This window comes from Mesonia sp. K4-1, from assembly GCF_008017825.1.
Lineage (GTDB): Bacteria > Bacteroidota > Bacteroidia > Flavobacteriales > Flavobacteriaceae > Mesonia.
Map to the genome: position 1 here is coordinate 164749 of NZ_VRLS01000012.1, position 15065 is coordinate 179813.

Here is a 15065-nt window from a genome sequence, read left to right on the forward strand (position 1 = left end):
TAAAAGGGAGAAATTTAATGATATCCATTCTTTTGAATATCGTTATAACTGCTGCGCAAGTTGTAGGCGGACTCATAAGCGGTAGTTTATCTCTACTTTCTGATGCGCTTCATAATTTTAGTGATGTCCTTTCTTTAATCATCAGTTTTATTGCCAATAAACTATCTTCTAAAGAAGCATCTGTCAGTAAAACATTTGGCTACAAAAGAGCCGAAATTATTGCAGCTTTCATCAATGCAGCATCTTTAATAGTAATTGCTGTTTTGTTAATTAAAGAAGCAGTTCACCGCTTTTTAAATCCGCAAACCATAGATTCTACCTTAGTAATTTGGTTAGCAGTTTTAGCTATTGTAGGAAACGGATTTAGTGTTTTACTCATGAAAGCTGATAGTAAAACCAATATGAATATGCGTTCTGCATACCTACATTTATTTACCGATATGTTAGCATCTGTAGCGGTTTTGATAGGTGGTTTGTTAATGAAATACTATCAACTTTATTGGGTAGATAGCGTATTAACTGCAGGAATTGCTATTTACCTCATTGTTGTAGGTTATGACCTTTTAAAATCTTCATTTAATGTATTAATGCTTTTTACACCCCACGACATTGTAATTAAAGATATTGTAGAAACGGTATGTAAAATTAAAGAAGTAAAAAATATACATCATATACATATATGGCAGCTTAATGAATTAGAAGTTCACTTAGAAGCTCATGTAGAATTTTATGAAAATATTTCCTTATCGGAATTTGATGCGGTGCTCACAAAAATTGAAAAAGTGGCGAATGATGAATTTAATATTAATCATATAAATATTCAGCCAGAATTTAATAGAAAAGATCCAAAAGATATTATTGTTCAAGATTAAGCTATGGAAAAACCACAATTAGAAATAAAAGTTAAGCATTTTGAAGAATTAACTCTTCATGAAGTATACGATATTTTGCAATTACGAGCTGAAGTTTTTGTAGTAGAACAAGATTGTGTGTACCAGGATATTGATGGAAAAGATGAAAAAGCTTTACATATTATAGGATATTACAATGATAAAATAGTGGCTTATACCCGTTGTTTTGCTCCCAATATATATTTTGAAGAAGCTGCCATAGGAAGAGTGGTTGTAAATAAAACTCACCGAAAATTTGGTTTTGGTCATGATATTTTAGAGGCTTCCGTTAAGGCAATAGAAAATCATTATCAAACTAGAACTATTAAACTATCTGCGCAACAGTATCTTACAAAGTTTTATGAATCTCATCAATTTGTTCAAATAGGTGATGGTTATTTAGAAGATGGAATTCCTCATATAGGCATGATTAAAAAAGAGAAAGCTTAAACTATTTTTTGTAATCGTTTGTACAACATGTTTTTTATGAATAATTTTGCAGCCAATTATGAATTACACTACTTGTACATATATATTTAAAATTACGCCGCCATAACAGCCGTAATTATCTTTCCAATTCTTTTTAAATTTTAAAGAAACATACCATTTTTTTACTAAAATTTTTTCCGTTAAACGGAAGAAAACTAATTTATTTATAAATGAAAAAAGTATTCAACCTTTTTGACTTCAAGCAAAAAGTAGATTATAAAATTGAAATATTAGCAGGTCTTACCGTGGCGATGACCATGATTCCTGAATCACTTTCGTTTGCTATTCTTGCAGGATTTCCACCTTTAGTAGGATTATATGCAGCTTTTATTATGGGATTGATCACAGCAGTATTTGGCGGCAGACCAGGAATGGTTTCTGGAGGTGCTGGTGCTACCGTAGTAGTTTTAATTGCTCTCATGAATTCTCATGGTTTAGATTATGTATTTGCTGCCGTTGCAATGGCAGGAATCATTCAAATTATGGTAGGTCTGTTTAAATTGGGAAAATTTATACGCTTAGTTCCTCAACCCGTCATGTTTGGTTTTGTAAACGGTTTAGCTGTCATCATTTTTATGTCTCAACTAGAACAGTTTAAGACGGTTTTTAATGGCGAAGTAGAATGGTTAACAGGCACTCCCCTTTTGATTATGGGTGTTTTGGTAGCGTTAACGATCGCAATTATTGTGATCCTACCTAAGTTTACCAAAGCTATTCCTGCATCTTTAGTCGCAATTTTAGTAGTCTTTGCGATTGTTTTAATTTTTAATATAGACACCAAACAGGTAGTTGATATTGCTTCCGTTAGCGGAAGCTTACCTCCTTTTAATATTCCAAATGTTCCATTTACGTTAGAAACTTTACAAATTATTCTTCCTTACGGTTTAATTATGGCCGCAGTAGGACTTACAGAAGGTTTACTTACTCTTAATTTAGTAGACGAAATTACAGGAACAAAAGGAAATAGTAACAAAGAATGTCTAGCTCAAGGAACTGCAAACATTGCTAATGGTTTCTTTTTTGGAATGGGTGGTTGCCCGATGATTGCACAAACCTTGGTTAATTTATCGTCTGGTTCTAGAGCTCGATTATCTGGTATCATTGCAGCCTTAACTATTTTAACCATTATTTTAGTAGGTGCACCCGTTATAGAATTATTACCCATGGCAGCTCTTGTAGGAGTTATGATTATGGTTGCATTTGGTACATTTGAATGGGCAAGTTTTAAAGCCTTTACTAGAATGCCAAAACACGACATTTTTGTGATGCTTGTTGTTACTTTAATCACCGTATTCTTGCATAATTTGGCTCTTGCTGTATTAATTGGAGTAATTATTTCTGCATTAGTTTTTGCGTGGGAAAGTGCTAAGCGAATTAGAGCGAGAAAAAGAATTGATGAAAACGGAGTAAAACATTATGAGTTATATGGACCCCTTTTCTTTGGTTCAACAACGGCTTTTACAGATAAATTTGATGTAGAAAACGATCCTGAAGAGGTAGTTATTGATTTTGCAGACAGCAAAATAACCGATATGAGCGCCATAGATGCGGTTAATAAAATTACAGATCGTTATTTAAAACAAGGAAAAAAAGTACATTTAAAACATTTAAGTGCCGATTGTAGAAGACTTTTACATAACGCTGAAACTATTATTGATGTTAACATTATTGAAGATCCAAGCTACAAGGTAGTCGGAAAATAATTAGATTTACTAAAAATAAATTAAACCTCGAGATGCTTTCTCGGGGTTTTTTATTTAAGCCACCGCTTACCAAATTTGATTAATTTATCTTGATCTATCCCTCGAAAAAATCCAAACATAATTAGTCCGTAGATTAACTGAGTTTTAAAATTACCATTCTCATCATACGTTCTGGTACTTACCAAAACATCTTTTTGAATCACCTTATAATCGGCTTTTTGACTAGCTCTTTTAATAAAATCATATTCTTCCATTAATTTGAGAGACTCATCATAGCCGTTTAATTCTTGGAAGAATTTTTTAGTAATCCAAAGAGTTTGTCCGCCTCCTCTAAACATCATTCCTTTATAACGAGAAAAATAACTATTGATTCTCAAAAAGCGGTTTTTGGTATTAAATAACGACCTAAAACAACCAAATGGAATGTTTTTATCTTGATGGGTTTTAATATCCTCATGAAAACTTGAAGGCGGTATACTATCGGCATGAACAAAATATAATATATCTTCTGTAGCAGCTTTTGCCCCAGCATTCATTTGTTTTGCTCTACTTTTTTGAGAAGTAATTACTTTAGCTCCTAACTTTTCTGCTATTTGTTTACTGTTATCTGTACTGCCTCCATCAACTACAATTACTTCTTTTGCTTCACTATTCACTAAAAGTGGAAGTAATTTTTTTAGATGATTTTCTTCATTTACAACTGGAATAATAATACTAATCATACTATAATTTAAAGATTTTGGACAAGGTGATTTAAAATATTACTATCTATAATTATCTAAATCTAATTCCCAGTTGTAATCTAAAAACTCCACATCGGGATCCTTGTCAGTAGGAATTAATTGATAGTTTTTAAGAATTTCAATGACTCCATCTTTTCCTCCAAAATCTCCTCTAAACCAACTCATTAATGCAGGAACGTATACTTCTTCTTCATTTTTCTTATACTCTACTTTTTTCTTTAGATATTTTTTAGAAGAATCTTCTAGTTCTTTATCTAAAGCATTAACCGTATAATAAAAAACTGGAGGGCAACTTTTAGCTCCGCAATTCAAAGCAAAGTGAATACGCCAATCAATCTCTTCTACTCTAAAATCTTTTTCAAAACTAGACGGAAAAGGATCTTTTACATAACCTAATGAAGCTTTAATTCTAGAATTTCTTAATAAACCATGCTCCAAAATATCTAAACTCACTTCTTCCCCTACAATGACAAAACGCTTTTCTTTAAAGAAAGCAGATCTATCTTTATATAAATCGGGATTATCTTTTAAAAGGTATTGTACATAAGTGTTATAAGTATTTAACCAAAATGCTTTTTTCTGTGTATCTGTTTTTAAAGTGTTTTTAAGCACTTCAGGAGAAAGTTCAGCTAACTGTTTTGCATATTTATCTGCATTACCTCCATTTTTAACTGCATCATAGAAATTCTTAGAAATCTCAAATGGTTTTATTTGTTGCTGTTCTAAGCTAAGTTCAATAGACTCATTTTTACTTGTTCCGCAAGCAATTAATAACATTGAAAAAAATAAAGCAGCGAGAGTACAAATACTTGTATGTAAATTTATTTTTAGTTTCATATCAATTTTTTAAGTCCTCAAAATTCTTGTTAGTGGCATTTAACTCTTTAGTTAGAATGCTTATATATTTACGAAAAAAGACACCTACAAGTTTTTGAGAAAAAGTAATTATAATTACCACCAAACTATAAAAAAACGTTCAAAACTTCCGTTTTGTAACTTTCTCCAAACATAAGCTGCTTTTTTATGTTTAAAAAGATAGTCAATTTCTGGAAGGATTTCCTTAAAATTTTTCCAATCTTTTTGATATCTAGGATGAATAGGCCAATCTTTTTTTTGCGGAGAAAAATATTTATCTTGACCATACTCTGCTTCCGTAAATTCGTTTAAGTGCATCCAATAACCAGCAATTGCACTATGATTTATAAGACGATAAGTAGATTGATTATCATTTTTTGGAACGAATAAATTGGCTTTAAAACACACTTTTTGTTTTAGCTGCCGCGGATTTAATTGAATTCTAGATAAAACTTTTTCACTCTCTGAACGATATAATAACGGAAATTGATGCTCTTTTAAACGGTTGATCTTTCTTAAGAGGCTATCTTTTCTATTAGGACCAATCCAGCATTTTAATTCATCATCCTTTGAGATAGAAGGATCGAATAAATAGAATTTATAGACCAGTTCTACGTGAAGTATTTCCTTAAGTTCTCTATCTCTTAAGAAAAAATCGAATTCTCCTAAGGTTTTCTTCTCGTGAATCACTTGGAGATTTTGAGCCACCATCTCATAACGAGAGTTATTTTTAATAGAAAAATTAAAAAAAACCTCTGCTCTTTTACCCAATACTAATTGCGGAGATATTTCTTCCGAAAAGGGAATTGAGTTAACTTTTGGTAAAGTAAATACGTCTAAATCAAACCTATTTTTTTCTGTCTTAAAAATAGATGCAGTAGATATAAATCCTTGATATGCGAGCTCGTTATTAATCCCTTTTATTTTAAAATCTTTTGATATGTAGAAGCATTATTTAAGATCTCTTTTGCTTTTTTAATTTCAGGATTATGAGCTAGATAATACGTGTATAACCCTTCTTCGTAATGATAACGCTTTATAATTTCATCACTCAATAAACGCTCTATTTCATGTTTTTTAGCTTCAATTTGTTTTTGCTTGGCAATTTCAATTTCAGCTAACATATTTTGCTGTGTTTTTGCGATAGCTTTTTCGTAACCTTCTTTCTTAGAAACTAACATTAATTCTTTCAACTCTTTTTCGGTTTCGGTTTCATAGGTGAAGTCAGCTTGTTTTAAAAACTGCTTAAATGCACCAAAATCTTTATCCGTGAAAACGAAATTATCTAAACTAATTTCGGGTTGATTGTAGTAGTATTGAGTTGCATAATTAAAGATAATTTGCTCTTCAATTAAAGCGTTGGTTACCGCACTATATTCTGATGTTTCTAAGGTAACATCGGGTAAAATACCACCACCATCATATACTTTTCTTCCGTTGCGGGTCGTAAATTCATTGTAATCCTCCACTTTAGTTTTAGTAGCATTTCCTTCTTCATCTCTATTCCAATAATCTAAAGCTTGTATACAACGACCACTAGGGGTGTAATATCTAGAAATGGTAATTTTTAACTGCGTTCCATAAGACAACTGTTTAGGACGTTGTACTAAACCTTTACCAAAACTTCTTGCACCAATTACAACAGCTCGATCTAAATCTTGTAAACTCCCCGAGACAATTTCACTAGCAGAAGCACTTTTCCCATTGATTAAAACTGCCAAAGGAATCTCTGTATCCATAGGATCTCTCTGCGTTTTGTATACCTGATTGTATTTTTCTATAGAAGATTTTGTGGTGGTAATAATCTCTCCTTTAGGAACAAAAATATTGGTCACATTAACTGCTTCGGTAAGTAATCCTCCAGGGTTTCCTCTTAAATCTAATATTATTTTTTCAGCGCCTTGTTCTTTTAAGTTTTTAAGTGCTGTGGCTACTTCCGCGGAAGCTTTACGGTTAAATTTAGAAAGTACAATATAACCAATTTTATCTGGCGTAAGTTCGTAAAAAGGAACCGCTTTAATTTCTACCGCTTCTCTGTTAAGTGTTGTTTGTTGTGTTTTTCCTTGACGGATATATTTTAAGGTTACTTTACTATTTGGAGCGCCTTTTAGCAACTCTCCTGCGTCTTCGTTAAAATCTTTAAGTGCAACGTCACCAATTTGAATGATCTCATCTCCTGGCTTTAAACCTGCTTTATCTGCAGGGTAGCCTTTATAAACTTCCATGAGTTTAATCTTGTTTTCTTGGGTAAATACATTGGCTCCAATCCCGGTATACTGTCCAAAATTTTGAATCTTAGCTTGTTCTACTTCTTGTTGATTCCAGTAATTGGTATAGGGATCTAAATCGGCCAACATAGCAGTAATAGCAGTATCCATTAAATCTGCTGGATTGGTTTCATCTACGTAGTTCATATTCAATTCTTTGAAAAGCGTAGTGAAAATTTCTATTTGCTTAGCGATCTCAAAAAAATCTGATTTATAACTAGCGCTTGCAGTGGTGATTAAAATACCAATAGCAAGTATGGGAACAAGAATGCGTTTTTTCATAAGGCGTCGTCTGTCAATTCTTTCTCTATAAATTTATGTATTAATTTTCTCATAGCGATTTCTATTTCGTTATAATCCAATTCTTTTCGTCCCGTATAAATAAACATCATACTAAATTTATTTGCATGGGGAGGAAGTAAATTCTTTTGTTTGCGGTAGTTTTCTCTTAGCAAACGTTTGATTTTATTACGGGTTACTGCCAATTTAAAATTACGTTTGGGTACAGAAACGCCTACTTTATCTTGAGATTCTTCTCCTTGAATAGCATGATATATAAGCTTAAGCGGAAAACTTTTTACAGATTTTCCTTCTTCAAAAAGTTGACCAATAAGAATCTTGCTTTTAAGTTTTTCTTCTTTTGGGAAGGTTTGTTTCATGTGGTAAAGATAAGCAATGTAAAAAACAAAAACCCTTGAGTGAACAAGGGTTTTAAAATCTTGAAAAAAGAGGTTTTTAGTTTTCAAACACGTTATTGTCTCTCTTTATATCTGCCATCTTTTGTGACGGATCTATTTCTATTTTAGAAATTTGATCTTTTGCTAACATTAATGTCATTTCATAATTAGGATTTGCCCAAGACCAAGTTTTTCCTAATTCTCCAGAATTTGGTTTTTGCCAATACATCATTTGTAGAGGAATATAAAAATCTTGTGTTTTACCATTGGTAAAAGTAACTCTAAGTTCTATTGGCATAGGCATTTGCCCGTTACGTTTTAAAGATACAACAGTATTTTGATCTTTAGCTTCTACATTTTCTATACTGTAATCTATAGTATTGGTAGTCTGCGTCCAATCGGTTAAATACCAGTCGAGCTGCGCTCCACTTACCTTCTCGGCTACACGTTTAAAATCGTTAGGCGTTGGGTGTTTGAATTTCCACTCTTTGTAATATTGCTTCAAAGTTTTTGAAACATTTTCTTTTCCAATAAGGTATTCTAATTGTCCCAAGAATACAGCACCTTTAGAATACGCTGCTAAACCATAAGCTTGGTTAAGATGGTAACGATCTGCGTGCGTACTTTGTGGTTGTTCTGCACCAGAATTTGCCAAGTAAGTGTATCCGCGGTAAGCGCCACTTAACGGATTTTCTTTTCCTTCTGAAAGGACTTCATTTTGAGCTAAAGTAGAAATATAAGTGGTAAAACCTTCATCCATCCACTCGTGTTTAGATTCGTTGGTAGCTAAAATATGCTGAAACCAAGCGTGTGCCATTTCGTGTGCGGTTACACCCACTAGGCTTCCAAAAGAGCGATTACCAGTAATTAAAGTACACATAGCGTACTCCATCCCTCCATCTCCTCCTTGAATAACTGAATATTGATCGTAAGGATATTCTCCTATGTGTTCGTTGAAATACAGCAAAAGATCTTCGGTTTTAGATTGAAGATTTTTCCAGTTTTCAGTAAAATTATTTTCTTTTTCGTAAGCTGGTTTATCTTTATATAAGAAATGTAAAACAGTTCCGTCTTTAGCGACTCTACTATCGTGAACAAATTCAGGATCTGCAGCCCAAGTAAAATCGTGTACTTGAGGCGCGTTAAAATGCCAAGTTAACTTTTTGCCTTTGCGTTTTACTTTGGTTCCTTCTTTTTCATAACCGTAACCAATTTCTTGTGGGTTTTGCAAGTAACCTGTTCCACCAAGGATATAATCTTTATCAATAGTGATTTTTACATCAAAATCTCCCCAAACTCCTTGAAATTCTCTTCCTATATAAGGATCTGCGTGCCAACCTTCAAAATCATATTCGGCTAATTTAGGATACCATTGAGTCATAGATAAAGCCACACCTTCGGCATTATTTCTTCCTGAACGACGTATTTGCACGGGAACTTGACCGTTAAATTTCATATTAAATTTAGTCTTTTCTCCAGGTAAAAGAGGTTGTGCTAAATTTACTTGAAGAACAGTTCCTACAACTTTGTAGTCTAATTCTTTATTATTTTGTTTTAACGTTTCAACTTTTAAAAATCCTATTTCCTTATCGGAAAGTTTACTAATGCGGTCTCCTACTCTACCATCTGGATCTTGAATGGTTCTCGATCTTACATCCATATCACTTCCTGGTTGGAAAGCATTAAAAAAGAGATGGTAAAATACTTGATTAAGTGTATCTGGAGAGTTATTGGTATATTCTAATTCTTGAGTACCCGTGTAGGTGTAATCTTTTACACTTACATCTACTTCCATCTTATAATCGACATGTTGCTGCCAATAAGAAGTACTGTTTTGTGCTAAACTGGTTATAGCTGTACAGATACAAAGTCCAATAAAAAGCCATTGAGATTTCATATTTATCATAAGGTTTTAGGTTTTAAATAAAAAAGGTGTTCTAATTCCGTAAAGTTAACATTAATTGAAAACTTAAAGAATAGAACACCTTTTAAAGTGAATGTTTCTACTTATTATTTAGACATTTTATCTGCTAAAATTAAAGCATTGTAAAGATTAACCATTCTTCCAGAAACTGAAAGTTCGTTAAAAGCTCTTACATCTTTAGCATCACCTCCTACAATAACATCTGAAGAAGAAGCTAAACCACTTTGCATAATCACATTTTTAACTTGTGCAGCTGTAAGTTTAGGATAATAAGATCTTATTAAAGCTGCAACTCCTGCTACTGCTGGAGAAGCCATAGAAGTACCTTGTAAAAATTCGTACTCATTTAATGGAGTTGTAGACCAAATTTTAGTACCAGGAGCAAATACATCTACGTTGGTTTTACCATAATTAGAAAAGTTAGCTACTAATTTAGATCCGTATTCGTAGTTAGATGCACCAACAGTTAAAAAATTATCGGCATATTCTGCTACGTTTTCTGGGTCTTGATCATTAGGAAAGATATTAGTTACATCCATATCTAAAGCATCATTACCTGCTGCATTAACAATTAATACATCATTATCTGCTGCATATTTTATAGCGTCTTTCACCCATTCTGGATTTTGAGAAAAATATTTACCAAAGCTTGTATTTAAAACTTTGGCACCGTTATCTACTGCATAACGAATAGCTAAAGCGATATCTTTATCGTACTCATCACCATCTGGCACAGCTCTAACCGCCATAATTTTTACGTTTTTGGCTACACCGTTAATACCTATTCCATTGTTTCTTTCTGCAGCGATAATTCCTGCTACGTGAGTACCATGTTTAGCATCTTCTTTTTTAGGATCTGGACCATCAACATCTCCATTACCATAATTGGTATCTGTAATATCGTATGGATCATCTCCTACAACATCACGACCATTAAGATCTAAATTGTAATGAGTATCTAAGCCACCAGAAAAATAATCTATCCCTCCTTTTAATTGCTCTTTTGCTTTATCTAAATCTCCAATTTGAGACATGATATTTACTAAAAATCCTTTAGCTTGCTCAAGTTCTGGAGTGTCTGGATTTAATCGAGCTAATTCCTTTTGAGAAAAATCTTCTTTTCCTAATTTATCACTTACCGCTTTCTCTGAATCTTCTAAAGTTTGAAGTAATTGTGTATAGTAATTTTTGTTTTGGCTAGTTTCATTAAATTTCTTTTCAAATTCTTGCTGTGCTTTTTGGTACATATCGTACTCAGCTTTGTTTTCAGCACTAATTTCAGTTGGAGTCTTTCCTTCGTATTTAGGTTGTAATCTTTTTACAATACGTACAAATTCTAAGTTTTCCGCTACAGCATCTCCTAAGAAATTCCACCCGTGAATATCATCTATGTAACCGTTTTTATCATCGTCAATTCCATTTCCTGGAATTTCATCTTCGTTTACCCAAATGATATTTTTTAAATCTTCGTGCTCAATATCTACACCACTGTCAATAACTCCTACGATTACGGTTTTACCTTCATAATCTTTAAGGATTTCATCGTAAGCTTTTTGTACGCTCATTCCAGGAATGGTGTCTGTCACTAAATCAGATCCTCCCCAACCTTTCATTTGGGTATCTGTTAAAGTAACATTTTTAAGCGGTTGTTGGTCTATATTATCTATAGGTGTAGAAGTAATTACTGGACTAGTAGTACCACAACTAGCAGCAATCATAGCTACAGTTGCTGCAGCAAAAGTTGATTTTAAAAATGGTGTTCTCATGAATATAATTATGAATTAAATATTTGATTAAAAGTATAGGATTGATCGAGTCTCACTCCTTTTTCGGTATTTTTAAGTGTAATGATTTCATTGTGGGCATCGTGCTCCAAAAATAGGTAAAATCCTTCTTCGGCAGCTTTTTCTAGGAACCCTTTTTTTTCGGTTAACGTAATTAAAGGTCTGGTGTCATATCCCATTACATAAGGCAAAGGAACGTGGCCAGCTGTTGGAAGTAAATCTGCCATAAAAACTATTGTTTTTCCTTGATACTGTATATGAGGGATCATTTGTTTTTCAGTATGGCCGTCTACAAATAAGGCTCCAAACCCTAAATGCTCATAAAAATGAGATCCTTTTTCGCGATCTAAAAAATGTAATTGACCGCTTTCTTCCATAGGAAGTAAATTTTCTTTTAGAAAAGAGGCCTTTTCTCTGGCGTTAGGTTGAGTAGCCCATTCCCAATGTTCTTTATTGGTCCAAAATTTAGCTCTTTTAAAAGCAGGTTCAAATCCTGTTCGATCTTTATTCCATTGTATACTTCCACCACAGTGATCAAAATGAAGGTGAGTTAAGAAAACATCAGTAATATCATCGCGATGAAATCCTTTTTCTTGTAATGATTTATCTAAAGAATGATTTCCCCAGCGGTGGTAATGCTTAAAGAATTTTTCATCTTGTTTATCCCCAAGACCGTTATCTATAAGTATAAGCTTATCACCGTCTTCAATAAGTAAACATCGAGCAGCAATATCTATCATATTATTAGCGTCTGCAGGATTGGTTCTTGTCCATAAAGTTTTAGGAACAACACCAAACATAGCTCCACCATCTAATTTAAAATTACCAGCTTCAATTGGGTGTAGGGTCATATAAAAAGTTTTGTTTATATTGTATGCGCCGCAAAATAGCAAAAAACAAGGTTTTAAGCTCTATTTTTGCAATGGATTTAACATTCCTTTCACTAGGAAAATAAAACAATAAAAGATAAAAAAACTATTTTCGTTGTTTCAATACGATTACTTTTAACTCATTAACCCTTATGTTAGAACTTGCTGGAATTATTATCTTAGGAATATTAGCTCAATGGAGTGCTTGGAAATTTAAAATTCCGGCTATTTTACCCTTAATTTTAATCGGTTTGGCAGTGGGTCCCATTGCGACACTTTTTACTGCTGATGGAGGTAAACTTATTGAACCTATTTGGAATGGAGAATCGGGACTTTTTCCTGGAGAAAGTTTGTTTTACTTTGTTTCTTTAGCCATTAGTATTATACTTTTTGAGGGAGGACTTACGCTAAGAAAAGGAGAAATACTCAATGTGGGTCCGGTTATTGTAAAATTAATTACCGTTGCTGTAATTGTTACTTTTATAGGTGCAGGAATTGCCGCGCATTTAATTTTTGATTTATCCTGGCAAATTTCATTCTTATTTGCTGCCTTAATAATCGTGACAGGTCCTACCGTAATTACACCTATCTTAAGAAATATTCCGTTAAAGAAAGATGTATCTGCTATCTTAAAATGGGAAGGTATTTTAATAGATCCTATAGGCGCTTTATTTGCGGTATTGGTATTTGAATTTATAAGTGCTGGAGAAGGGAGAGAATTTACCCAAACGGCTTTGATTGAATTTGGAAAAATTGTGCTTTTCGGATTTACTTTCGGATTTACTTTTGCACACGCCTTAGCTTTTTCAATAAAGAAAAACGTAATTCCTCATTACTTATTAAACGTATTCACTTTAGCAACTGTTCTTGGAGTATTTGTACTCTCTGATGCTTTTGCACACGAAAGTGGTTTATTGGCGGTAGTAGTAATGGGAATGGTATTAGGGAACACCAACCTACCCAATATAAAAGAACTACTCTATTTTAAAGAATCATTAAGTGTCCTATTAATTTCTATCTTATTTATTTTATTGGCTGCCAATATTAATATTGATGATCTATTATTAATATATAATTGGAATGCACTTATTCTATTTGCTGTAGTGGTATTTTTAGTTAGGCCTATTGGAGTTTTCTTAAGTAGTATCAATTCTTCATTAAAAGTTAATGAGAAACTATTTATTAGCTGGGTAGGACCACGTGGTATTGTAGCTGCAGGTATTGCTTCTCTTTTCGGATTAAAACTAGCAAGTCAAGGTGTTGAAGGAGCCGAATATATTACTCCGTTGGTATTTATGATTGTATTGGGTACAGTATTGTTAAACGCTACCACAGCACGACTTTTTGCGCAATTGGTAGGAGTTTTTCTAAAGAACTCTGAAGGGATTTTAATTATTGGAGCTTCCTCTATTTCTAGATTAATTGGAGCTTATCTTAAAAAGAATAATCGTCACGTAGTTTTAGTAGATAATAATAGAACTAACATTCAAAAGGCAAAAGATCTAGGAATAGAAGCTATTGAAGGAAGTGTTTTTTCTGATGAGTTAGGAAATAATATAGAACTAAATGATGTAGGGTATTTGATGGCAATGACTGGTAATACCGAAATAAACAAAACTGCCATTAGTAAATTTCAAAAGCATTTTGGAGAGAATGGTTCTTTTAGAGTCGTATCTGCAGATGAAATGAATGATCCAGAAAATAACCCTAACGATGGCTTATTTTCTCATACTGATGATTTTATAAAATTAACTGAAGTCGCTCGAAAATATCCTAAGATTCAAGAAATAAAAATCAACTCTAAAGATCACTACGAAGGACTTATAGAAATTTCTAAGAGTGACAGTGAAATTATACCTCTGTTCGTAAAGAACTTAGAAGGAGACTTAAGTATCTTACCTTCCAATAGTAAAGAAGTTGAAATTGAAGAAGGTTTTCAATTGGTGTATCTAGGTAAAACTTTTGATCCAGAGAATCAAACTCATAAAACTGACTTAGAAGAAACAGTTACTGAAGACTAAAATTAGATTACTATTGTAACATCTCTTTATATATAATTTTTCTTAAATAAAAATCAAAAAAATGCTTTTAAATTAAAGTAATCCTATTATATTGCCTCAAATATTAACAAAAACCTAAAAACTTATGAAAAAAATTATGTTAATGGCTTTTGCCGCTGGTTTATTTGCTTTTACTTCAACTTCTTGTTCTAGTGATGATGATGGGGGAGGAAAAAGCTGTCAAGAATTAGCTCAAGATTATGCTGATGCATTTGAAGCTTATTTTGATGATGAGTCAGAAGAAAATTGTCAAGCTTTAGATGATGCTGCGGATGCGTATGCGAATTCTGATTGTGAAGGAAATGATTCTGTCGTTGGATGTAACGGTTAATATAAATTTTCACATTAAAGAACCCTCTGAAATTTTCAGAGGGTTTTTTTTGTTAACACAAATAAAAGTAGTTGTAATATTTTCTTAAATTAATACGGATTATTATTAAACCTTATTCTTCTTGTTTAAAATCCATTTATATTGCTTTAAAATTAATAAAATTATTATGAAAAAAATTATGTTAATGGCATTTGCCACTGTTTGTTTTGCATTTACTTCATGTTCTAGTGATGATGATGGAAATACTTCTTCCAGCTGTGAAATTTGCACTGTTACCTTTGAGGGGGCTACAAGTACAACAACATATTGTGATAATGAAGACGGGACTTATACAACTACTTTAGAAGATGGAACAGAGACTACACAAGATATACCAGGGGATGTCTCTTTTGATGAATTTATTGCCTCTCAAGAACAATTAGGAGATTGTGAAAAAGCTTAAAGTTAATATAAGTAAAAATAAAAACCCTCTG

The 15065-nt window shown here is 32.7% G+C and carries 14 protein-coding genes; 6 read left to right on the top strand and 8 right to left on the bottom strand.

The genetic code is table 11. The features are described 5' to 3' along the window. The first annotated feature begins 17 nt into the window (after positions 1–17). The 3 genes from FT986_RS01810 (at position 18) to FT986_RS01820 (ending at position 3082) form a co-directional block, all read left to right on the top strand. Positions 18–872: a cation diffusion facilitator family transporter gene (locus FT986_RS01810; protein ID WP_147863926.1), complete on the top strand. Its 855-nt coding sequence runs from the start codon at positions 18–20 to the stop codon at positions 870–872. Between the two features lie 3 nt (positions 873–875). Next, on the top strand, positions 876–1340 hold the full coding sequence (locus FT986_RS01815) for a GNAT family N-acetyltransferase (RefSeq protein WP_147863556.1): 465 nt from the start codon (positions 876–878) through the stop codon (positions 1338–1340). 209 nt (positions 1341–1549) lie between these two features. After that, positions 1550–3082 (top strand): SulP family inorganic anion transporter, encoded by a 1533-nt coding sequence (locus FT986_RS01820; RefSeq protein ID WP_147863557.1) that lies wholly within the window; start codon positions 1550–1552, stop codon positions 3080–3082. A 50-nt stretch (positions 3083–3132) separates the two neighbouring features. Here the strand turns inward: FT986_RS01820 and FT986_RS01825 are convergent, their stop codons facing one another. From FT986_RS01825 to FT986_RS01860, 8 genes are all read right to left on the bottom strand, one after another. Beyond that, complete coding sequence (locus FT986_RS01825; RefSeq protein ID WP_147863558.1) at positions 3133–3804, bottom strand: TIGR04283 family arsenosugar biosynthesis glycosyltransferase; 672 nt, start codon at positions 3802–3804, stop codon at positions 3133–3135. Positions 3805–3846: 42 nt separating this feature from the next. Beyond that, positions 3847–4662: a DUF547 domain-containing protein gene (locus FT986_RS01830; RefSeq protein WP_147863559.1), complete on the bottom strand. Its 816-nt coding sequence runs from the start codon at positions 4660–4662 to the stop codon at positions 3847–3849. A gap of 114 nt (positions 4663–4776) precedes the next feature. Beyond that, the gene (locus tag FT986_RS01835) at positions 4777–5451 is read right to left on the bottom strand and encodes a DUF1853 family protein (RefSeq protein ID WP_187248550.1); all 675 of its coding nucleotides are present in this window, start codon (positions 5449–5451) and stop codon (positions 4777–4779) included. A 149-nt stretch (positions 5452–5600) separates the two neighbouring features. Beyond that, a complete protein-coding gene (locus tag FT986_RS01840) occupies positions 5601–7229 on the bottom strand; it encodes a S41 family peptidase (RefSeq protein ID WP_147863561.1) in 1629 nt (542 codons plus the stop codon). Further along, positions 7226–7606, bottom strand: coding sequence for a ribonuclease P protein component (gene rnpA, locus FT986_RS01845; RefSeq protein ID WP_147863562.1), 381 nt, complete (start codon positions 7604–7606; stop codon positions 7226–7228). Before rnpA ends, FT986_RS01840 begins: the two co-directional genes overlap by 4 nt. 76 nt (positions 7607–7682) lie before the next feature. Next, a complete protein-coding gene (locus FT986_RS01850) occupies positions 7683–9521 on the bottom strand; it encodes a M1 family metallopeptidase (protein WP_147863927.1) in 1839 nt (612 codons plus the stop codon). Positions 9522–9634: 113 nt separating this feature from the next. Next, complete coding sequence (locus FT986_RS01855; RefSeq protein WP_147863563.1) at positions 9635–11314, bottom strand: S8 family serine peptidase; 1680 nt, start codon at positions 11312–11314, stop codon at positions 9635–9637. Positions 11315–11322: 8 nt separating this feature from the next. After that, on the bottom strand, positions 11323–12183 hold the full coding sequence (locus FT986_RS01860; RefSeq protein WP_147863564.1) for an MBL fold metallo-hydrolase: 861 nt from the start codon (positions 12181–12183) through the stop codon (positions 11323–11325). Between the two features lie 170 nt (positions 12184–12353). Here FT986_RS01860 and FT986_RS01865 point away from each other — a divergent pair, with 170 nt between their 5' ends. The 3 genes from FT986_RS01865 (at position 12354) to FT986_RS01875 (ending at position 15034) form a co-directional block, all read left to right on the top strand. After that, complete coding sequence (locus FT986_RS01865; RefSeq protein WP_147863565.1) at positions 12354–14222, top strand: sodium:proton antiporter; 1869 nt, start codon at positions 12354–12356, stop codon at positions 14220–14222. A gap of 124 nt (positions 14223–14346) precedes the next feature. Further along, complete coding sequence (locus FT986_RS01870; RefSeq protein WP_147863566.1) at positions 14347–14592, top strand: hypothetical protein; 246 nt, start codon at positions 14347–14349, stop codon at positions 14590–14592. A gap of 184 nt (positions 14593–14776) precedes the next feature. Then, complete coding sequence (locus FT986_RS01875) at positions 14777–15034, top strand: hypothetical protein (RefSeq protein WP_147863567.1); 258 nt, start codon at positions 14777–14779, stop codon at positions 15032–15034. The last annotated feature ends 31 nt before the right edge of the window (positions 15035–15065 follow it).

Coding starts and splice junctions, on each gene's coding strand:
- FT986_RS01865 (WP_147863565.1), top strand. CDS start 12,354: ATGTTAGAACTTGCTGGAATTATTATCTTAGGAATATTAGCTCAATGG.
- FT986_RS01875 (WP_147863567.1), top strand. CDS start 14,777: ATGGCATTTGCCACTGTTTGTTTTGCATTTACTTCATGTTCTAGTGAT.
- FT986_RS01815 (WP_147863556.1), top strand. CDS start 876: ATGGAAAAACCACAATTAGAAATAAAAGTTAAGCATTTTGAAGAATTA.
- rnpA (WP_147863562.1), bottom strand. CDS start 7,606: ATGAAACAAACCTTCCCAAAAGAAGAAAAACTTAAAAGCAAGATTCTT.
- FT986_RS01860 (WP_147863564.1), bottom strand. CDS start 12,183: ATGACCCTACACCCAATTGAAGCTGGTAATTTTAAATTAGATGGTGGA.
- FT986_RS01870 (WP_147863566.1), top strand. CDS start 14,347: ATGAAAAAAATTATGTTAATGGCTTTTGCCGCTGGTTTATTTGCTTTT.
- FT986_RS01830 (WP_147863559.1), bottom strand. CDS start 4,662: ATGAAACTAAAAATAAATTTACATACAAGTATTTGTACTCTCGCTGCT.
- FT986_RS01825 (WP_147863558.1), bottom strand. CDS start 3,804: ATGATTAGTATTATTATTCCAGTTGTAAATGAAGAAAATCATCTAAAA.
- FT986_RS01840 (WP_147863561.1), bottom strand. CDS start 7,229: ATGAAAAAACGCATTCTTGTTCCCATACTTGCTATTGGTATTTTAATC.
- FT986_RS01855 (WP_147863563.1), bottom strand. CDS start 11,314: ATGAGAACACCATTTTTAAAATCAACTTTTGCTGCAGCAACTGTAGCT.
- FT986_RS01820 (WP_147863557.1), top strand. CDS start 1,550: ATGAAAAAAGTATTCAACCTTTTTGACTTCAAGCAAAAAGTAGATTAT.
- FT986_RS01850 (WP_147863927.1), bottom strand. CDS start 9,521: ATGAAATCTCAATGGCTTTTTATTGGACTTTGTATCTGTACAGCTATA.
- FT986_RS01810 (WP_147863926.1), top strand. CDS start 18: ATGATATCCATTCTTTTGAATATCGTTATAACTGCTGCGCAAGTTGTA.